Origin of the sequence: Glycomyces tenuis DSM 44171, assembly GCF_000427885.1 — a bacterium.
GTDB classification, from domain to species: domain Bacteria; phylum Actinomycetota; class Actinomycetes; order Mycobacteriales; family Micromonosporaceae; genus Glycomyces; species Glycomyces tenuis.
Genome location: NZ_ATYW01000011.1, coordinates 131,073 through 151,133, shown reverse-complemented (window position 1 = coordinate 151,133; position 20,061 = coordinate 131,073). Strand labels below are relative to the sequence as shown.

The 20,061-nt window shown below is 72.2% G+C and carries 15 protein-coding genes; 10 read left to right on the top strand and 5 right to left on the bottom strand.

Translation table 11 applies throughout. From position 1 onward, the window contains the following. Positions 1–30: 30 nt before the first annotated feature. Positions 31–696 carry an endonuclease NucS gene (gene nucS, locus YWW_RS0114705; RefSeq protein WP_026930704.1) on the bottom strand — a complete coding sequence of 222 codons (666 nt, stop codon included), beginning with the start codon at positions 694–696 and terminating at the stop codon, positions 31–33. 107 nt (positions 697–803) lie between these two features. Here nucS and YWW_RS30600 point away from each other — a divergent pair, with 107 nt between their 5' ends. Further along, positions 804–1,295 carry an HIT family protein gene (locus tag YWW_RS30600; RefSeq protein ID WP_081687464.1) on the top strand — a complete coding sequence of 164 codons (492 nt, stop codon included), beginning with the start codon at positions 804–806 and terminating at the stop codon, positions 1,293–1,295. 21 nt (positions 1,296–1,316) lie between these two features. Here the strand turns inward: YWW_RS30600 and YWW_RS0114695 are convergent, their stop codons facing one another. Beyond that, complete coding sequence (locus YWW_RS0114695; RefSeq protein ID WP_026930703.1) at positions 1,317–1,733, bottom strand: VOC family protein; 417 nt, start codon at positions 1,731–1,733, stop codon at positions 1,317–1,319. 193 nt (positions 1,734–1,926) lie between these two features. On the opposite strand from YWW_RS0114695, the gene YWW_RS30595 reads away from it, so the two are divergent. The 5 genes from YWW_RS30595 to YWW_RS30585 all read left to right on the top strand — a co-directional run bounded on the left by YWW_RS30595 (position 1,927) and on the right by YWW_RS30585 (position 12,587). Beyond that, positions 1,927–3,615 carry an ABC transporter transmembrane domain-containing protein gene (locus YWW_RS30595; RefSeq protein ID WP_035697625.1) on the top strand — a complete coding sequence of 563 codons (1,689 nt, stop codon included), beginning with the start codon at positions 1,927–1,929 and terminating at the stop codon, positions 3,613–3,615. Next, positions 3,608–5,335 carry an ABC transporter ATP-binding protein gene (locus YWW_RS0114685; RefSeq protein ID WP_026930702.1) on the top strand — a complete coding sequence of 576 codons (1,728 nt, stop codon included), beginning with the start codon at positions 3,608–3,610 and terminating at the stop codon, positions 5,333–5,335. The genes YWW_RS30595 and YWW_RS0114685 overlap by 8 nt, the downstream gene beginning before the upstream one ends. A gap of 42 nt (positions 5,336–5,377) precedes the next feature. Next, positions 5,378–7,522, top strand: a complete 2,145-nt coding sequence (locus YWW_RS37795) for a glycoside hydrolase family 36 protein (RefSeq protein WP_211228569.1) — start codon at positions 5,378–5,380, stop codon at positions 7,520–7,522. Between the two features lie 180 nt (positions 7,523–7,702). Then, positions 7,703–11,170: a putative Ig domain-containing protein gene (locus YWW_RS0114675; protein WP_026930701.1), complete on the top strand. Its 3,468-nt coding sequence runs from the start codon at positions 7,703–7,705 to the stop codon at positions 11,168–11,170. 151 nt (positions 11,171–11,321) lie between these two features. Continuing rightward, positions 11,322–12,587: an alginate lyase family protein gene (locus YWW_RS30585; RefSeq protein ID WP_051325835.1), complete on the top strand. Its 1,266-nt coding sequence runs from the start codon at positions 11,322–11,324 to the stop codon at positions 12,585–12,587. Positions 12,588–12,605: 18 nt separating this feature from the next. On the opposite strand, the gene YWW_RS0114665 is transcribed toward YWW_RS30585, so the two are convergent. Then, a complete protein-coding gene (locus YWW_RS0114665; RefSeq protein ID WP_155830185.1) occupies positions 12,606–13,625 on the bottom strand; it encodes a LacI family DNA-binding transcriptional regulator in 1,020 nt (339 codons plus the stop codon). A 292-nt stretch (positions 13,626–13,917) separates the two neighbouring features. Between YWW_RS0114665 and YWW_RS0114660 the strand changes: the two genes are divergently transcribed. The 3 genes from YWW_RS0114660 to YWW_RS0114650 are packed head-to-tail and all read left to right on the top strand — an operon-like array spanning position 13,918 to position 17,464. After that, entirely contained in the window at positions 13,918–15,573 is a 1,656-nt protein-coding gene (locus tag YWW_RS0114660) for an extracellular solute-binding protein (RefSeq protein ID WP_026930699.1), read from the top strand. After that, positions 15,570–16,523, top strand: coding sequence for an ABC transporter permease (locus YWW_RS0114655; RefSeq protein WP_026930698.1), 954 nt, complete (start codon positions 15,570–15,572; stop codon positions 16,521–16,523). Before YWW_RS0114660 ends, YWW_RS0114655 begins: the two co-directional genes overlap by 4 nt. Next, positions 16,523–17,464 (top strand): carbohydrate ABC transporter permease, encoded by a 942-nt coding sequence (locus tag YWW_RS0114650; RefSeq protein WP_026930697.1) that lies wholly within the window; start codon positions 16,523–16,525, stop codon positions 17,462–17,464. Before YWW_RS0114655 ends, YWW_RS0114650 begins: the two co-directional genes overlap by 1 nt. A 6-nt stretch (positions 17,465–17,470) precedes the next feature. Here the strand turns inward: YWW_RS0114650 and YWW_RS0114645 are convergent, their stop codons facing one another. Together YWW_RS0114645 and YWW_RS0114640 are read right to left on the bottom strand one after the other, a co-directional pair. Further along, complete coding sequence (locus YWW_RS0114645) at positions 17,471–18,298, bottom strand: siderophore-interacting protein (protein WP_026930696.1); 828 nt, start codon at positions 18,296–18,298, stop codon at positions 17,471–17,473. A gap of 59 nt (positions 18,299–18,357) precedes the next feature. Further along, positions 18,358–19,452: an NADH:flavin oxidoreductase/NADH oxidase gene (locus YWW_RS0114640; RefSeq protein ID WP_035704554.1), complete on the bottom strand. Its 1,095-nt coding sequence runs from the start codon at positions 19,450–19,452 to the stop codon at positions 18,358–18,360. Between the two features lie 152 nt (positions 19,453–19,604). On the opposite strand from YWW_RS0114640, the gene YWW_RS0114635 reads away from it, so the two are divergent. After that, on the top strand, positions 19,605–20,054 hold the full coding sequence (locus YWW_RS0114635) for a MarR family winged helix-turn-helix transcriptional regulator (RefSeq protein WP_026930694.1): 450 nt from the start codon (positions 19,605–19,607) through the stop codon (positions 20,052–20,054). Positions 20,055–20,061 lie beyond the last annotated feature (7 nt).

The following is a 20,061-nucleotide window of genomic DNA, read 5'->3' as shown; positions in this document are numbered from 1 at the left end:
CGCAGCGCAGCTGCGGCCCTTCCGCGTCCGCTAGAACAGCCTCGGCTGCGACTCGTCCACGGCCCCGCGCATGTCGTCGTAGTCCAGGACGACGCAGCGGATGCCCCGGTCCTCGGCGAGGACCCTGGCCTGCGGCTTGATGGCCTGCGCCGCGAACACGCCGTCGACCGGCGCCAGCAGCGGATCGCGGTTGAGCAGCTCCAGGTACCTCGTCAGCTGCTCGACGCCGTCGATCTCGCCGCGGCGCTTGATCTCGACGGCGACATGCCTGCCGTCCGAGTCGCGGCACATGAGGTCGACCGGCCCGATCGCGGTCGGGAACTCGCGCCGCACCAGCGACCACCCCTTGCCGAGCGGGCCCGTGTCGGCCGCGAGCAGCTCCTGCAGGTGCGCCTCGACGCCGTCCTTCTGGAGGCCGGGGTCGACGCCGAGCTCGTGCGAGGAGTCGTGCAGGACCTCGGCGACGGTGATCTTCAGCTGGTCGCCGGACTTCTTCGACGTCACGGTCCACACCGAGTCGGTCTCGGCCACCGTGCACGGCGGCGTCATCCAGTTCAACGGCTTGTACGAGCCCCCGTCGGCATGGATCAGCACGCTCCCGTCCGCCTTCATCATGATCAGGCGCGGGGCCATGGGCAGGTGGGCGGAGAGTCGCCCCGTGTAGTCGACCGAGCATTGAGCGACAACCAAACGCATGCCCAGCACCCTACCCGCGGCCGCCGGCGCGGCATTGCTCGGTGGGATTAGCGTGGACCGCGTGCGACGAGGAGCCGACCGCTTCGGCGGCCGGGGAGGGGGCGGACGTGGCCGCTTGGATGTCGAGACGGGCGTGGGACAGTCTGGTGGCCGGCGAGGCGTGCCGGCTGTGCGAGTCGCTCGAGGCGCCCGGTTCGACGGAGGCGGACGCCGCGGACGCGATCGGGTACACCGTCGCCGAACTGGAGATGTCGGTGGTCAAGCTGGGCCGGGACCAGTTCGCCGAGGGGTACTGCGTCGTAGTGTGCAAACCGCACGTCGCCGAGCCGCACGACCTGCCGGACGGCGAGCGGGAGCTGTTCCTCGCCGAGGTGATGCGGGTCGGGGCGGCGGTGCAGCGCGTCTTCAAGGCGGACAAGATGAACTACCAGATACTCGGCAACTCCGTGCCGCACACGCACAGCCACGTCGTTCCCCGGTACTGGGGCGATCCGGCGCCGGGTCGGCCGTATCTCGGCGACCCCGACCGCCCTGTGCTGCTGCCCGAGCGGGAATACCTGCACCGCGCCGCCCGGGTGCGGGACGGGCTCGGCCGATGAGGCGGGCCCGTGCGGGCGGCGTCAGTGGAGGCAGAACTCGTTGCCTTCGGGGTCGCGCATCACGTGGGTCACCGCCCCGCGGTCGGAGTGCGTCTCGACGAACTCGGCGCCGAGCCCGACCAGCCGCTCGACTTCGGCCCGCTTCCGGTCCTCGTCGACGTGGACGTCCAGGTGCACCCGGTTCTTGGCGGTCTTGGGCTCGGGGACGCGCTGGAAGAGCAGCCGCGGCTCGACGCCGTCGGCGTCCCGGCAGGCCGCGAGGTCCCGGAACGCCGAGCGGCCGTTCACCGTGACGCGGTCCCCGGCGGGCATGCGGCCGTCGGCGACCAACCGGTCCACCAGCGCCGAGTGGTCCTCGACGTCGATGTGGAAGACCTGGGCCCAGAACGCGGCCTGGGAGTGCGGGTCGGCGCAGTCGAAGGTGACTTGAGTTCTCACACCGCTCAGTCTGCCAGCACCGTCCGACGGCTCGGCGGTCTTGACACGGCGCTCTCGCCGCCGGCCCGTGCTTCGGGCCGCAGTGGCGGAGCACTCGCCGGGCAAGGGCTTCCGTGACGGATGAGGCAAGGCTTGCCTAAGATGCTGGGCGTCAGATGTTGTGCGTCGCCCATCCAGTCCCAGACGGGAACCCATGTCACTCCCCCTGAAACTGCCCCGCTTGTTCCAGGCGCCGGCCGAGCCGATCGCGGTCCGGCCGATCCGCGTCGACGCCGGCACCACGCCCAGGCAGTTGACCGTCCGGACCATCCTCGGCGCCCCCCGGTACACCGTGCCCGCCGCGCTGCTGACCGTCGGGCACCAGGTCGGCGAGGTGCTCGTCCCGGTCATCATGGGCTTCGCGATCGACCAGGCCGTCGCCACCGGCGACCCGGTGCGGCTCGCCCTGTGCCTCGGGCTGCTCGCCCTCGACTTCGCGATGCTGTCCTTCTGCTACCGCTTCGGCTCCAGGATCGGCCTGCTCGGCATGCAGGCGGTCCAGCACCACCTCAGGACGCTCGTCGCCGACCGGCTGCTCGCCCCGGCGGGCGTCGCGGGACGCGCCGGGCTCCCCGGCGTCTCGCTGTCCATCGCCGCCTCCGACGTCAGCGTCCTCGCCAGAGCCGTCGCCATCGGCGTCTACCCGGCCGGTGAGTTCGCCGCGATCCTGCTGTGCGCCACCGTCCTCATGGTCATCTCCTGGCAGCTGGGCCTCATCGTGCTCCTCGGCGTGCCCCTGCTGCTGGTGCTCATGGACCGCGCCGGCGGGCCGCTGCGCCGCCGCAGCAGACGCCAGGCCGCGCTCGCGGCCGAGGCCTCAGGCAAGGCCGCCGACCTCCTCGCCGGGTACCGGGTGCTCTCCGGCCTCGGCGCCCAGGACGCCGCGGCCGGGCGCTACCGCACCGCCAGCCGCGAGGCCCTCGACGGGAGCCTCCACGCCGCCGGCGCCCAAGGCCTCTACGTCGGCTCGATGAACCTCGCCTCAGGACTGTTCGTCGCCGGGATCGCCCTCGTCGCCGGACTGCGCGCCTGGTCCGGCGACCTCACCGTCGGCCAGCTCATCACCGTCGTCGGCCTCGCCCAGATCATCCTCGGGCCCCTCAGCGCCTTCGCCACCAACTTCGGCGCCATCTGGGCGACCGCCCTGGCCTCCGCCGAGCGCGTCCTCGGCGTCCTGACCCTCCCGCCCCGCGTCGCCGAGACCGGCGGGGCCCGAGCCGAACCGGGCGCGGGCAGGCTGCGCCTCGCCTCGGTCCGCGCCGGGCGGCTCGACATCGACCTCGACCTCGCCCCCGGCGAATGCGTCGGCGTCCGCGCCTCCCCGGCCGCCGCCTCCGCGCTCACCGATCTGCTGTCCGGCCGCGCCGCCCCCGAATCCGGCGACGCCGCCTGGCAGGGCCGACCACTGGGCGAATACGAGCTGGAGGCGCTGCGCGCCTCGATCCTCGTCATGCCGCACCACGCGGCCCTGTTCGACGGCACCATCCGCGAGAACGTCGGTCTCGGCACCGCCTCGGACACCGCCGCCGCCCTCGCGGCCGCCGACTGCGCCGAGATCCTCGACGCCGCGCCCGAGGGCGTCGACACGCAGGTCGGCGACGACGGCCTGCGGCTGTCGGGCGGCCAGCGCCAGCGCATCGCCCTCGCCAGGGCCCTCGCGCAGCACCCGCCGCTGCTGGTGCTCCACGAACCGACCACCGCCGTCGACTCGGTCACCGAGGCGCGCATCGCCGAACGGCTGCGCCGGGCCCGCGAGCCGCACTCGACGCTGCTGATCACCGACGCGCCCGCGCTGCTCGCGGTGTGCGACCGCGTCGTCGAAGCGGGAGAACGCGATGAGTGAGACCGAGACGCGCCAGGCGCTGCCGATCGCCGACGCGGCGCAGGTGCGAGCCGAGGTCCGCCTCGCCCTGCGCGGCGGCGGATGGAAGGTCGCCGGAGTGGCCCTGCTGCTCACCGCGGGCGCCGCCGCGGGCCTGATCACCCCGGCGGCGCTCGGCGGACTGGTCGACGCCGTCGCCGACGGCGAAGGCCCCGAAAGGATCTGGTGGCTGGCGGCGGCGATCGCCGCCGGAGCCCTCGCCGCCGCGGCGGCCGACGGGCTCGGCCAGGTCGGCGCCACCCGCCTCGTCGAGCGGATCCTGGCCTCCTCGCGCGAGCGCATGGTCGCCAAGGGCCTGGCCCTGCCGCGCGCCGCCCTCGAACGGGCGGGGGCCGGCGACCTCGTCAGCCGCGCCGGCGACGACGTCGCCGTCGTCTCCGAAGCGGCCCCGCTGGTGGTGCCCGCCGTCACCGGGTCGGCGTTCACCATCGCGCTGACCGTCGTCGGCATGGCCGTGCTGGACTGGCGCTTCGCCGTCGCCGCGGTCGCCCTCGTCGCCCCCGTCCACGTGCTCACCCTCCGCTGGCACCGCCGGGCGGCCCCGCACGTCTACGCCGCCGAGCGCGCCGCCATGGCCGAGCGCGCCCACCACCTCCTGGCGTCGCTGCGCGGCATCGAGACCGTCCACGCCTTCAACCTCGCGCGCCCCCACGGCGACCGCATCGCCCGCGCCTCCTGGGAGGTGGCGCGCTGGGCGATCCGGGCCCGCACGGTCCAGAACGGCTTCTTCGGCAGGCTCAACTTCGCCGAGTTCCTCGGCATGGGCTCCATCCTGGTCGTCGGCTTCTGGCTCGTCCGCGAGGGCGAGGGCAGCGTCGGCGCCGCGACGACGGCGATGCTGTTCTTCCTGCGCCTGTTCGACCCGATCAACCGCCTGATGATCGTCGTCGACGACCTCCAGTCGGCGCTCGCCTCGATGCGGCGGATCGTCGGCGTGATCCGCGCCGGGGACTTCGCCTCGCCCGCCCGGCCGCGGCCCCGGACGGACGCGGCGGCCGAGGTCGCCGACGTCTCCTTCGCCTACGCGCCGGGCCACCCCGTGCTCGACGGCGTGGACCTGCGGATCGCGGCGGGCGAGACGGTCGCCCTCGTCGGCTCCTCCGGCGCCGGGAAGACCACCCTCGCGGCCCTGGTCGCCGGGGTCCTGGACGCCGACAAGGGCACCGTGGCCGTGGCCGGGGGAGCGGTGGCCCTGGTGACCCAGGAGGTCCACGTCTTCGACGGGACGCTGCGCGAGAACCTGGACCTGGCCAGGCCGGGGGCCTCCGACGCCGAGCTCGCCGAGGCGCTCGAGCGCGTCGGCGCGGCGTCCCTGATCGACGGCCCCGACGGCCTCGACACCGTGGTCGGCGCGCGCGGCCTCGAGCTGAGCCCGGCGCAGGCGCAGATGCTGGCGCTGGCGCGCGTGCTCCTGATCGACCCACCGCTCGCGGTGCTCGACGAGGCCACCGCCGAGGCCGGGAGCGCCGACTCGGCGGCCATGGACCGGGCCTCGGCCGCGGTCCTCGACGGCCGGGCGGGGCTGCTGGTCGCGCACCGGCTCGACCAGGCCGCGAGCGCCGACCGCGTCGTCGTCATGGAGCGGGGCCGCATCGTCGAGGAGGGCACGCACGGCGAGCTCGTGGCGGCCGACGGCCTCTACGCCCGCTCCTGGCGGCTGTGGTCCCGCGGGCGGAGCTGACACGGCGATGGCTTCGCGTGCCGGATGGGGAAGGTGTGTATCGTGGGGATAACGATATCCTCAGCAGGTCGCACCGGCCGCGAACACCCGAGCAAGGAGCCAGCCATCGCCACCGGACTCGAAGCCGCCCGCCCGTCCGCGCGGCCCTCGCCGTTCATCGACCTCGACTGGGGCGCCGACCGGCCCGTATCGCTCGTCGGCATCGGCGGCTCGGCCGCCTTCGGCGCCCCCGGCGTCCCGCTCGTCGAGGTCTTCACCGCCGAGGAGCAGCGCGGACGCACCAGCCAGGCGTACTTCCGCTCCGCCCTCGGCGCCCGACTGCGGCACGTCGAGCACCGGCGCGTCGACGGACCGGCGAGCGAGGGCGTCGTCGTGGCGCAGCGCGACGAGCGCACCGGGCTGCTCGTCCGCACCACCATCACGCGGCCGAGCGGCGCGCGGGCCGTGCGGATCCAGAGCGCGATCGGGAACACCGGCCCCTCGCCGGTGCTGCTCACCGCCGTCACCACCGCGACGATCGGCTTCGGCCGCACCGAAGCCGACCTCGACGGCTTCACGCTCGCCCGCGCCCAGAGCGAGTGGCTCGCCGAGAACCGCTGGCGCACCGAGCCGCTGCGGGCCGGGCTCCCGCGGATCGACCTCGAACTCCACGGCCAGGACGGCCGCGGCCACGTCGGATTCGGCAGCCACGGCGCCTGGTCCACCGGCGAGCACCTGGCCGCCGGGGTCCTCGCGGACTCGGCGAGCGGCGAGGCCCTCGCCTGGCAGGTGGAGGCCGGCGCCCCCTGGCACTGCGACATCGCCCAGACTCGGACCGGCGGCGTCCTCAGCCTCCTGGGCCCGGCCGACCTCGAACACCACTTCGCGCACGAGCTCGCCCCCGGCGAGGAGTTCACCACCGTCCCCGTGGCCCTGGCCGTCTCGGGCCGGGGGCGGGACGGCGCGATCGCCGAGCTGACGCGCTACCGGCGCCGCATCCGCGAACCGCGCGAGGCCGACCGCGCGCTCCCGGTGGTCTACAACGACTTCATGAACACCCTCATGGGCCAGCCGTCCACCGAGGCCCTCAAGCCGCTCGTCGACGCCGCGGCCGACGCGGGCGCCGAATGCTTCTGCATCGACGCCGGCTGGTTCGCCGACCCGGCGATCGGCGACTGGTGGTCGACCGTCGGCGAATGGCGCGAGGCGCCGGGCCGCTTCTCCGGCGGCCTGAAAGCGGTGGTCGACCACATCCACGCGCGCGGCATGCGCAGCGGCCTCTGGCTCGAACCCGAGGTCGTCGGCGCGCGCAGCCCGGCGGCCCAGACCCTGCCCGAGGAGGCGTTCTTCCGCCGCTTCGGCCGCCGCGTCCAGGAGCACGAGCGGTACCACCTCGACTTCCGCCACCCGGCGGCCAGGGCCCACCTCGACGACACAGTGGACCACCTCGTGGCCGACTACGGCATCTCCTACCTCAAGCTCGACTACAACATCAACCCCGGAGCCGGGACCGAGTGGCGCGCGACGGCGCCCGGCGACGGCCTGCTCGCCCACGCCCGCGCCTTCCGCGACTGGCTGGTCGGGGTCCAGGCCCGCCACCCGCGCCTGCTGATCGAGAACTGCAGCTCGGGCGCGATGCGCGCGGACTACTCGCTGTTGTCGGCGACGCACCTCCAGTCGACCAGCGACCAGCAGGACTTCCGCCTCTACCCGCCGGTCGCCGCCGCCGCGCCCGCGACCATCCTGCCCGAGCAGTGCGGGAACTGGGCCTACCCGCACGCCGACATGAGCGACGAGGAGACCGCCTTCACCCTCGCCACCGGCCTCGCCGGGCGCCTCTACCTCTCGGGCTTCCTCCACGAGCTGCGCCCGGCGCAGGCCGCGCTCGTCCGCGAGGCCGTCGAAGTCCACAAGCGAATCCGCGAGCGCCTGCCGCGCGCGGTGCCGTTCTGGCCGCTCGGCCTGCCCGGCTGGGACGATGCGGCCCTGTGCCTCGGCCTCGACACCGGTGACGGCCGGGCGCTGCTCGTCGTCTGGGACCGCCATGCCGAGCCGTCCCGGATCACCGTCCCCGGCCTCGGCGGCCGGGCCGTCGAGCTCTTCCCCTCGCGGCTCGAACCGTGGGCCGTCGAGGCGGGCGCGGGCGGCCTGGAGCTGCGAACCGTCGCCGGGCACTCGGCGCGGCTCTTCGAGGTGCCTCTCGGCTGAGCCAACGTTGGAAAACCATATCCTCGGCGTTTCGCAGCCATGCACCCCTTGCTAAGAACACGCTTACCGGCTATGGTGCCGATAGACAGATAACGATATCCCGCTTCGTCGACACCCGACGACCGAACGCGGCCCGAGCCCCTCGCCCGGCCGCGACGAACCCCTGGAAAGGACTGTGCAATGAGGCAAGTCGAGGAACGCAGACGGCCGCGGCTCACCCCGCTGCTCGCCGCCGCGGCGGTGGCGGCGGGGACGCTGGCGGCGACTCCGGCCCGAGCCGAGACCGACGCCGACCTGCTCACCGACCACGTCGTGGCGATCCACGAGACGGTCAGCGACGCGGGCTTCGTCCACCCCGGCGTCGGACTCAGCGCCGAGGACCTGCGCCTCGCCCAAGAGCAGGTGCGCTCCGGCGTCGAACCGTGGGCCTCCTACTTCGCGGCGATGACCGAGACCGACTTCGCCTCGACGACGTACCGCGCCTCCAACTCGGTCTCGGCCGCCGAACCCGACCGGCCCGCCGACGACCGGTTCGACCACGGCGGCCTGCGCGGCCGCGAGAGGAACGACTCCTTCGGCGCGCTGACGCAGTCCCTCATGTGGGTCATGACCGGCGACGAGGTCTACCGCAAGAACGCGATCCAGGCCCTCAGAACCTGGTCGAACATGGACCCCGACGGCTACGTCTACTTCCCCGACGCGCACATCCACACCGGCAAGCCGCTCTCCCAGTTCCTCATGGCCGCCGAGATCATCCGCGCCACCGACCCGGTCGGCGACGACACCCCCGGCGAGCACGACGGCTACGACGTCGTCTGGAGCGAGGCGGACGACGAGAAACTGCTCGGCAACTTCGCCGAGCCGATCGTGGAGACCTTCCTGCACTCCAACGAGCACTGGATGAACCAGCACAACTTCGGGCTCTACGGCCGCATCGCCACCGCGATCTACGACGACGACCCCGAGGCGTACGCCACCGGCGTCGAATGGCTCACCGTCAACGCCTCCTACGATGGCTACGACAACGGCGCCATGGCCCCGCAGATGCCGTACATCGAGGCCGACGACCCGGCCAACCCCTACGGGCACGGCTTCACACAGGTCCGCGAGATGGGCCGCGACCAGGCCCACGCCGAGACCAACATCGACAACTACACCGCCCTGGCCCGCTTCCTCGACGTCCAGGACACCAAGGTCGACCCGGCCGCCGGGACCGTCTCGACCGCGCCGGACGCCGTCAGCGCCTACGACTTCCTCGACCACCGCCTTCTGGAAGGCGCCGACGCCTTCTACGGCTTCATGATGGGCGCGCCGACCCCGTGGGTCGACGAACGCGGCGAAGGCTGGGACGGCACGATCTCCCAGGCCTACCGCGGCCGCGTCTTCAATCCCCTCTCCGAGCTGTACTACCAGTACACCTACGAGAGCGGCGTCGACGTCGCGACCGAGGCGCCGTGGGTCGCCGAACTCCACTCCCGCATGGACGGCCCCTACTACCACTACGGCTCCGGCACGGCGAACTTCTGGGCGCCCGGCGACAAGAGCCCCGAGTACTGGGTGGCCTTCCCCGCCGACCTCGCCGGCACCGAACCGCGACCGGCCGAGGACACCGCCCTGAGCTTCGGACGCCACGGCCTCCCGCTCGACGAGGGCACCGAACTGGTGACAGAGGACGGCCGCACCTTCGCCAGAGCGCACCTCGACGAACAGGGCACCACCAGCGTCGTCAGCCGCATGATGTTCTCCGACAGCCGGATCGGCCTGCTCGTGCGCACCGACGGCCCCGCGGTGCTGGAGGTCCTCGACAAGGAGGAGCCCTCGGAGCTGAACGAGAACGAGACCGAGCCGGATGCGCTCGCCACCGTGGAGATCCCCGACACCGGCGGCGAGTGGCGGTACGTCACCTACCCCTCGGGCGGGGTGTACACCCACTTCTACCGCCTGACCGGCGCCGAGGGCACCACGGTCGACCTCGACACCGTCACGCTCGAGGCGGACACCGAGCTCACCGCGCCGCGCTTCGAGCAGACCGAGGACCGCCACTACCTGTGGGCCGGAGCCGGATTCGCGATCGACCTGTCCGCGGCCGACGACGGCGGGCAGGTCGCCTATGCGGCGAGCGGCCTGCCGGCCGACGCCTCGCTCGACCCCGAGACCGGGACCCTGACGTGGGAGCCGTCGAAGGGCGACCGCGGCCGCTACGAGGTCCAGATCGTCGCCGACGACGGCGAGACGGTCACCGCGCGGACCTTCGAACTGGTCGTCTCCAAGGACGAGAAGAAGACGGTCCGCGCCGCCGTCGACGACGGCCACGACGAGGACGAGGTCTACACGACCGCCAGCCGCGAGCACTTCGAGACCGCCCTGGCCGAAGCCGAGGACGCCGCCCGGCACGGCTCCGACGAGGACTTCCGGGCCGCCTTCGCGTCGCTGCTCGCGGCGATGGACGGCCTCGAGGCGCTCAACCCGGCCCTGGCGGACGGGACGCTCGACTACTCCGGCATGGTCGCCCCGACGGTGATCGGCGCCGACGCCGTCGCCGCCCTCACCGACGGCGACAACACCAGCCACGCGGGCGACCTGCGCGTCGCGTCCTTCGTCCTCGACTTCGGAACGAGGTACCGCGTCACGGCCGAGGAGTTCGGCCTCCAGGCCCGCTTCGCGTTCCCGATGCGCTCGCAGGGCACCAACGTCTACGGCTCCGACGACGGGACCACCTGGACGCTCCTGACCGAGCACCCGAGCACCGAGACCAACGACATGGAGACCCTCCCCGTCGCCGAAGAGCACCGCGGCAAGGCCTTCCGCTACCTGAGACTCCAGGTCGACGAGCCGGGCATCCCGATCGACCCGGCCTACCCGGGCATCTGGTCCATCGGCGAGTTCCGGATCGACGGCGAGCGCAGCGAAGTGGCGGGCACGGTCACCGACGTCTCGCTCGCCTCCGACGACGCGCTGCGCGAACGCGTGACCACCGGCGACACCGTCGCTCTGGAGTTCTCCGGCCCGACGCCGATCGACGACGTCGCCGTCACCATCGGCGGAGCGGCGGCCGAGGCCGCCAGCGAGGACGGACTGTCGTGGACGGCCACCGCCGAACTCGGCGAGGTGACCGGCGGCGGGCCGCTGCCGATCACCGTCGACTACACCACGGACGACGGCGAACCGGCCGAGACGATCCTCGGCACCACCGACGGCTCGCAGCTGTACGCCTCCGACGAGCGGAACCTCCTCGACCTCGCCGCCGCCGACGTCGTCGACTCGGGCGGCGAGAGCGACCCGGTGAAGGCCGAGCAGGCCGCGCTCATGCTCGACGGCGACCCGGCCACGCACAGCGACATCGGCGCCGAGAGCGGCGAGTACCACCTCGTCTGGGACTTCGGCGAAGGCGCCGCCGTCGCGCTCGACCGCGCCGACTTCCTGGCCCGCCAGGACAACAACGGCCTCACCCGCATGGACGACCAGGTCATCCAGGGCTCGAACGACCTGAGCACCTGGACGACGCTGACCGGCCCGACCGCCGCCGAGCACGACTGGCAGAACCTCGACTCGTCCGGCGAGACCGGCTACCGGTACCTGCGCGTCAGCAACGGGAACATCATCGGCGTCGCCGAACTGCGCCTGTTCGGCACCGTCGCCGTCGAATGAGCCACCGGGCCGGCGGCGGAGCGGAAGCCGCCCCCGCCGCCGGCCCGGAACGCCCGGCGCCCGCCGGGCACCGCAACGGCGGCGCCGCCCGATGCTCCACCCGGCACGCGTCCCAAGGCGCCGCTCACCTCGAGAGCAACGGAGCTCAGCAATGTCAACGATCACCAGACGGAAACTCATCGGCACGACCGCCGCGGCCGGAGCGCTCGCGGCCACCGGCCTCGCCGGCCTCCGCGCCGCCACCGCCGAGACGGCCGCACCGGGCGACCGGGCCGAGGCCCAGGCCTTCGGCCACCCCGGCATGCTCCACACCCAGGCCGACTTCGACCGCATGGCCGCCAAGGTCGCCGCGGGCACCGAACCGTGGACCTGGGGCTGGGACAAGCTGGTCGCGAACGGCCACTCGCAGACCGGTTGGGCGCCGCGCCCGACCGAGACGATCATCCGCGGCGGCGACGGCCAGAACTACCCGCAGCTGTACCGCGACATCCACGCCGCCTACCAGAACGCCCTGCGCTGGAAGGTCTCCGGCGACGCCGCCCACCGCGACAAGGCCGTCGAGATCCTCAACGCCTGGTCGGCCACGCTCCGGACCGTCACCGGCAACGCCGACCGCTTCCTGGCCGCAGGGATCTACGGCTACCAGTTCTGCAACGCCGCCGAGATCGTCCGGGACGCGCCCGGCTTCGACCTCGGCCGCTTCCAGCAGATGATGGTGGACGTCTTCTACCCGCTCAACGACTGGTTCCTGGTGAACCACAACGACGCGTGCATCACCAACTACTGGGCGAACTGGGACCTGTGCAACATGGCGTCCATCATGGCCATCGGGATCCTCACCGACGACCAGGCCATGTACGACTACGCCGTGGACTACTTCTGGAACGGCGAGGGCAACGGCTCGATCCAGAACGCGATCCCGTTCGTCTACGACGGCCTGGCGCAGTGGCAGGAGTCCGGCCGGGACCAGGGGCACTCCATCATGGGCATCGGACTGATGGCCTCCATCATGGAGATGGCCTGGAACCAGGGCCTCGACCTCTACTCGGCCAGGGACAACGCCTTCGCCAAAGCCGCCGAGTACGTCGCCCGCTACAACCTCGGCCACGACGACCTGCCGTTCACCACCTACTCGTGGGGCACGGGCCAGAACTGCGCCTATCGCGAGCAGACGGTGATGGGCGCGGGCGGCAGAGGCCAGGTCCGGCCGGTGTGGGAGATGGTCTACGGCCACTACACCCAGCGCCGGGGCTACGCGATGCCGAACGTCGCCGCGATGGCCGGGCAGCACAGCCCCGAAGGCGGCGGGGGCGACTACGGGCTCAACTCCGGCGGCTTCGACACCCTCGGCTTCGGGACCCTCGCCCACGTGCGGCTGCACTGGAACGACATCCCCGACGACCTCCAGCCGCTCTGACCCGGGGCCACCGCGCCGCTAACGCCGCGGCGGCGCGGTGGACTCGCGCACCACCAGCTGCGGCACCGCCACCGAGGTCCGCACGTCCTTCTCGCCGTCGATCAGCCGCGACAGCAGACCGAAGGCGCGCTCCCCGAGATCCTCGAAGTCCTGGTCCACCGTGGTCAAGGACGGCCGCCACAGCGCGACCAGCGGCTGGTCGTCGAAGCCGACCACCGAGATGTCCTCGGGCACCGCGACGCCGCGGTCGGTCAATGCCCGCATCGCGCCGAGCGCGATCTCGTCGTTGCCGCAGAAGACCGCGGTGACGTCGTCCCGTCCGGCGATCCGCTCGCCCCAGCGGTAGCCCGACTGCGCGTCCCATTCGGCGCTCATGACCTGCGGCACCTCCGCGCCCGCGGCCTGGAGGGCCGCCCGCCAGCCTTCGGTGCGCCCCGAGTGCTTGCCCTCGGTGGGGCCCGCGATGTGGTGCACGGTCCGGTGCCCCAGGCGCAGCAGGTACTCGGTGGCCTGGCGGCCCGCGGCCCGCTCGTCGATGAGCGCCGCCGGGGCCGATCCGCCTCGCCGCGAGCCGCCCCCGGCGGCGACGAACGGCAGCCCTTCGGGCAGGGACCGCGAGGCCTGGATCCCGGCGCGGTCGAACTCGAGCACGATCGCGCCCGCCGTCGGCTGGGACAGCGCGAGGTCGATCGCCCGCTGCCGCTGCGCGTCGTCGGCCGACTCCACGACGGTGATCGAGACCGACATCCCGGCGTGCCGCGCGGCCGTCTCGATGCCCTGGAGCGTGCGCGCGTAGCCGTAGTTCGCGGTGGCGCCCGCGAGCACCGACACGAGCGTGCGCCTGCTCGAGCGCAGCGAGCGCGCCGCGCTGTTGGGCCGGTACCCGAGGGCCCGCACCGCCTCGTGCACCCGCTGCGAGAGCTCGGGGGCGACGTACTTGGAGCCGTTGAGGACGCGCGAGACGGTCGGCACCGACACCTTCGCGGCCTTGGCGACGTCGGCGAGGACTGGGGCGCGGTACGGCTTCGAGGCGGTCATGGTCATGAGGATACGAGGCGCCCGGTCGGACGCGGTCATCAGACCCGGCGGAAGATAGTCGTTTTCCTACCGCGAGGGTCCAAGCGGCCTTCCATGACGAGGCCATGAACAGCCTATATCCCTTCCGATACGGAAATGTTATCGCTCATCCGGGTGAGGCATTGACCGGTGTCGAACTCGATGATAACGTTCTCCCCACGATGGCGCCCGCTCCGGCACGCCCGCTCCGAGACGCCGTCCGACCCTTCCGCATCAGACTCCGATCCCTCATCGTCGCTAGGAGGACCCCTTCATGGTCGAGATCACGCGCCGCAACTTCCTGGGCGCCATCGGCGTCGGCGCAGGAGGCCTCGCCGCCGGCGGGACGCTCGCCGGCTGCACCGGCTCCGGAACCGCCGGAGAGTCCGGCACCGACTTCGCGATGCCCACCTTCCAAGCCGCCCCCGAACTCGAGATCGAGCCGTTCCACACCAGCGACACCCCCGGCATGCAGAACGTCTACACCGAGCAGGTCACGACGTTCTTCAAGTCCGTCGACCGCGAGCCCGGCTCCGGCGGCACCGTCACCAGCTTCCAGCTCACCTGGGGCGAGCCCTCCGACCCGCTGGAGGAGAACCAGTACTGGCAGGAGCTCAACGAGCGCCTCGGCGTCAGCTTCGAACCGACCTTCGTGCCGCAGCCGACCTTCGACCAGAAGTTCTCCACGATGCTGGCCTCCGGCGAGGTCCCCGACCTCGTCTTCGTCAACGACCAGAGCGCCGTCAACCTCCAGGGCATCCGCGACGGCGCCTTCGCCGACCTCAGCGACGTCCTCGCGGGCGACAACATCCTCGAGTGGCCGAACCTGGCCGCCCGCAAGGAGGAGATCTGGCGGGCCAGCCTCAAGGACGGCCGGATCTACCAGGTCCCGTCGACCGTCTGGGCCATCACGAGCCTCATCGCGATGCGCACCGACCTGCTGGAGCAGACCGGCATCGGCACCGCCCCGACCGACGCCGACCAGCTCCTGACCGTCCTCAGAGAAGTCACCGCGCTCGGCACCGGGCCCGGCGGCCAGCCGGTCTACGGCGTCAGCAAGTACGACCCGCCCATGTGGCGCTGGATCTTCAAGACCGGCCCGGACTGGCGGCTCGGCGACGACGGCGGGCTCGTCTTCGTGGCGCAGACCGAGGAGTACCGGCAGATGCTCACCTGGCTCGCGAACGCCTGGGACGAGGGCGTCTTCGATCCTGTCGCGATGACCGCCAACCCGGCCGACATCGTCTCCGGCTCCGGCCTCCAGTACCGCTCCGTGACCGACTCGTTCACCGCCCTCGGGTTCACGCAGAACGAGATGGACACCCCCGGCGCGAAGATGGACTTCTTCGACGTCCCCGGCTACGACGGCACCGCCCCCGTCATCACCCGGAACGTCCCCTACGGACGCTCCACCTGCGTCTCGGCCGCGGCGGCCGAGGACGAGGACCGCCTGGTCGAGATCCTCAACGTGCTCGACTACCTCTCCGCGCCCTACGGCTCCGAAGAGGCCCTGTTCATCGGCTCGGGCATCGAGGGCCGCCACTTCGAATTCGACGAGCACGGCGTCCCGACCAGCACCAACGAGCACACCACCGAGCTCGGCGTGCAGTACGTCGGCGTCACCAGCGGCGCGAACGACTACTACGGCCACCCGGAGAACGCCCGCTGGGGCGAGAGCTTCTCGCGGGTCATGGAGAACATGGCGCAGCACTCGATCGTCCGCCCGCTCGAAGGGCTCGAAACCGAGTCGAACACCTTCATCACCAAGGGCGCCCAGCTCAAGCAGCTGTGGGACGACTTCGAGCGCGGCGTCGTCACCGGCCGCGAGAGCGTCGACGACCTCGACGCCTTCGTCGAGAACTACATGGGCCAGGGCGGCGAGCAGGTCCGAAGCGAATACGAGCGCCTCCTCGGAGAACGCGAGCAGTGAGCACGCCGACCGCCACCGACACCAGGGTCGAGGACGCGGCGAGGCCGGCGCCGCCGCGGCGTCGGCTCACGCTGCGCCAACGGATCTGGCGCGAACGCTGGACCTACACGTTCATCATCCCGGGCGCGCTGTTCTTCCTGGTCTTCGCCTACGTGCCGATGCTCGGCAACGTCGTCGCCTTCCAGGACTACACGCCGTTCCGCGGCTTCGGCGGCTCGCCGTGGGTCGGCCTGGCGAACTTCAACGCGCTGTTCTCCGACCCCGAGCTGCTGATCGCGCTGCGCAACACGCTGATCATCGCCGCGCTCCAGCTGGTCCTCGCCTTCCCCGCGCCGATCGCCCTCGCCCTGCTGCTCGACTCGCTCATGTCGAGCCGGGTCAGGCGGATGGTGCAGACCGTCGTCTACCTCCCGCACTTCCTGTCCTGGGTCATCGTCATCTCGGTGTGGCAGCAGGTCTTCGGCGGCGGCGGGCTCGTCTCGGCGGTGATCGACGGCTTCGACATCATGACGAACGCCGACACCTTCAAACTCCTGGTGGTCGCGCAGGCCGTCTGGAAGGACTGCGGCTGGGGCACGATCATCTTCTTCGCCGCGATCGCCGGCATCCCGCAGGACCGCTACGAAGCGGCCGCGATCGACGGCGCCGGCGCCTGGCAGCGGATGCGGCACGTGACCCTGCCCGGCCTCGTGCCCGTGGCGACGCTGCTGCTCATCCTCAACATCGGCTCCATCCTCACCGTCGGCTTCGAGCAGCTGCTGCTCCAGCAGCCCATGGTCGGCATGGAGGCGGCCGAAGTGCTCGACACCTTCGTGTACTTCCGCGGCGTGCTCGGCGGCGAATGGGGCATCGCGACCGCCGCCGGCCTGTTCAAGGGCGTCATCGGCACCGTGCTCGTGCTGGCCGCCAACAAGTTCGCCAAGCGCCTCGGCGGAGAGGGGATCTTCTGATGTCGTCGTCGACCGTCAGCGGCAAGCCGCTGCCGAGGGAGGTGCGGCGCCGCAAGGCGGCGGGACTGCCGCCGTGGATGAACCCCCCGCCGCCGTGGGTGCGGGCGCTCAAGGCCCTCGCGATCGTCCTGATCGTCCTGACGATGGCCTACCCGCTGATCTACGTGATCGCGATGAGCTTCGCCGCGCCGGAGCAGGCCAGGGCCGGGGTCGTCTTCCCGACGGAGTTCTCGCTCGACGCCTACCGCGTCATCTTCGAGGGCGGGACGGTCACCACCGGGCTGCGGAACTCGCTGTGGCTGACCGTGGTCGGCACCGCCCTGTCGCTGGCGTTCACCTCGACGCTCGCCTGGGGCCTGGCCCGCACCAGGCAGGTGCCGGGGGCGAAGGCCGTGCTGATCATGGTGCTGGCCACCATGTTCTTCAGCGCTGGCATCATCCCGAACTTCCTGCTCGTCAAGGCCCTCGGCCTGCTCGACTCGCTGTGGTCGCTGATCGTCCCCGGCCTGATCTCGGCGTTCAACATGATCGTCATCCGCAACTTCTTCATGAACCTGCCGGGAGAGCTCATCGAGGCCGCCCGCATCGACGGCGCCGGGGAGTGGCGGATCTTCCTGCGGATCGTCCTGCCGCTGTCCAAGCCCGTGCTGGCGGTGATGGCCCTGTTCTACGCCGTCGGCTACTGGAACACGTACTTCAACGCGCTGCTGTACATCAACGACTCGGAGCAGTGGCCGATCCAGGTGGTGCTCCAGCAGTACGTGCTCGCGGGCGTGACGATCCCCGGATCGCTCCCCGTGGCCGACCAGCCGCCGCCACCGCCGGGCGTCACCCTCCAGATGGCCGTGATCGTGCTCGCCACCGTGCCGATCCTGCTGGTGTACCCCTTCCTCCAGCGGTACTTCACGAAAGGGGTCCTCACCGGCGCGATCAAGGGCTGAGGCGGCCTACGTCGGAGGGTCGAACTCGCGCTTGACGGCCTGCCAGGCGTCCTCGTTGCAGCCGAGCCGCCAGTACCCGGAGATCGAGGTCCGGCCCTTCGGCAGGCCCCGCTCGCGCACCAGCAGCCGCCGCAGCTCCTTCACGAAGCCCGCCTCGCCGTGCACGAAGGCCTGGACGTCGCCGCCCAGGTCGAGCCCGCGGACCGCGGCGAGCAGCCGCTCGCCGACGCGCGCGCCTCCCCGGTGCAGCCAGGTCAGCTCGACGTCCCCGGCCGTCTCGAGCTTCTGCTCCTCCTCGGGCCCGGCGACCTCGACGAAGGCGCGGGCCCTGGCGCCGGCCGGGAGCCGCTCCAAGGCCGCCGCGATCGCCGGCAGCGCGCTCTCGTCGCCGGCCAGCAGGTGCCATTCGGCGTCCGCCGCGGGGGCGTACGCGCCGCCGGGTCCGGCGAAGCGCAGCGGCTCGCCCGGCTTGACGTTCGCCGCCCACGGCCCGGCCACGCCCTCGTCGCCGTGGACGACGAAGTCCACCCACAGCTCCCGCTCGCCCGCGTCCCAGCGGCGCACCGTGTAGGTGCGGGTGAGGGGCCACTGCTCGCGCGGCAGCTCCTCGCGGATCCGCCCGAGGTCGAACGACTCGGGGTACTCCACGCCCGGCCGGGGGAACTGGAGCTTGAGGTAGTGGTCGGTGAACTCGTCGGCGCCGAAGCCGTCCAGGCCCGGCCCGCCGAGCACCACGCGGGTCATGCGCGGTGTGAGCCGCTCGGTCCGCAGCACTTCGGCGGTGACGAGGCGCGGGCTCCGTCGTCCGCGGGGCTGTCCACTGGGCTCTGGCATCGTGCTCCTTCGGCAGGCCTTCCACTGAAGCTACTGAGGCCGACCTTAGCTCGGAGCCGTCAGCTGCGGGCGTACTGCGGCGGAGCGGCGAGCGGCCGCGTGACGGCCTCGACGCCGAGCTCGCGTGCCGCGCGCCTCGGCCAGTACGGGTCGCGCAGCAGCTCGCGGCCGAGCAGGACGACGTCGGCCTCGCCGTCGGCGAGGATCTTCGCCGCCTGGGCCGGCTCGGTGATCAGGCCTACGGCACCGGTCGCCAATCCAGTCTCGCGCTTGACGCGCGAGGCGAACGGCACCTGGTAGCCCGGCCCGCTCGCCACCCGCGCCCCGGCGACGTTGCCGCCGCTGGAGAGGTCGAGCAGGTCCACGCCGTGGGCGGCGAGCAGCGGCGCGAAGCGCACCGTGTCGTCGAGCGTCCAGCCGCCCTCGTCGATCCAGTCGGTGGCGGAGATCCGGAAGAGCACCGGCAGCCGCTCCGGCCAGACCTCGCGCACCGCGTCCACGACCTCGAGCGGGAAGCGGACCCGGTTCTCGAAGGAGCCGCCGTACTCGTCCTCGCGGCGGTTGGCGTACGGCGAGAGGAAGCTCGACAGGAGGTAGCCGTGCGCGCCGTGGACCTCGACGACCTCGAAGCCCGCCTCGAGCGCCAGCTTCGCCGAGGCGGCGAACTCGGCGACGACGTCGCGCAGCTCCTCGCGGCTCAGCTCGTGCGGCACGGCGTGGCGCTCGTCGAAGGGGACCGGGCTGGGCCCCAGCGGCGTCCAGCCGCCCTCCTCGGCCGTCAGCGGCCCTTCGCCGCGCCACGGCGCGTCGGTGCCGCCCTTGCGGCCCGCGTGGGCGAGCTGGAGGCCCGCGACGGCGCCGTAGGAGCGGACCTGCTCGACGACGCGGGCGAAGGCCTCGGCCTGCGTCTCGTTCCACAGCCCCAGGTCGTTCGGGCTGATGCGGCCTTCGGCGGAGACGCCGGTGGCCTCGAACAGGATCAGGCCCGCTCCGCCGACGGCGCGGGAGACGTAGTGCTGGAAGTGCCAGTCGTTCGGGGCGCCGACGGCGAGGCCGTCGGCGTCGGCGCTGTACTGGCACATCGGCGCCATCCACACCCGGTTGGGGATGTCGAGGTCGCGCAGGCGGACGGGGTCGAAGAGCGAGGTGGACAAGGCGGTGTTCCTAATCGTTGAGTAGGGATCACGAGGTGTGCCGGTCCGACGATACTTGCAAGCGCGGTATATTGCAAGCGGTCGTAATTGTCGTGCTCGCCATGTCGGCGCGCGGTACCATCGGAGGGGCCGCCGTCACCGTAGGAGGATCCGTGGCCACTGCCCCCAAGTCTCGCACCGCCCTGGCGCAGAACTGGTGCGCGCTGTCCGCCCTGCACGAGCGCATCGCGGCCCGCGTCGAGCGCCGCCTCCAAGCCGAGCACGGGCTGAGCGTCCGCGAGTTCTCCCTGCTGAACGTGCTCAGCCGCCAGCGGGACGGCCACCTCCAGATGCGCGAGGTCGCCGAGGCGGTCGTGCTCAGCCAGAGCGCCACGACCCGCCTGGTCACCCGTCTGGAGGACCGGGGCCTGCTCGAGCGCACCATCTGCGCCGACGACCGCCGCGGCATCTACACCGACGTCACCGAGGCCGGGGCGGCCCTGCTCGAGCGGGCCCGGCCCACGAACGACGCCGCGCTCCGCGAGGCCCTCGACGAGGCGGGCGCCGACCCCGAGCTCAGGCCGCTGGTCGCCGCCCTGGAGCAGGCCAGCGTCGGGCAGTGAGGGAAGC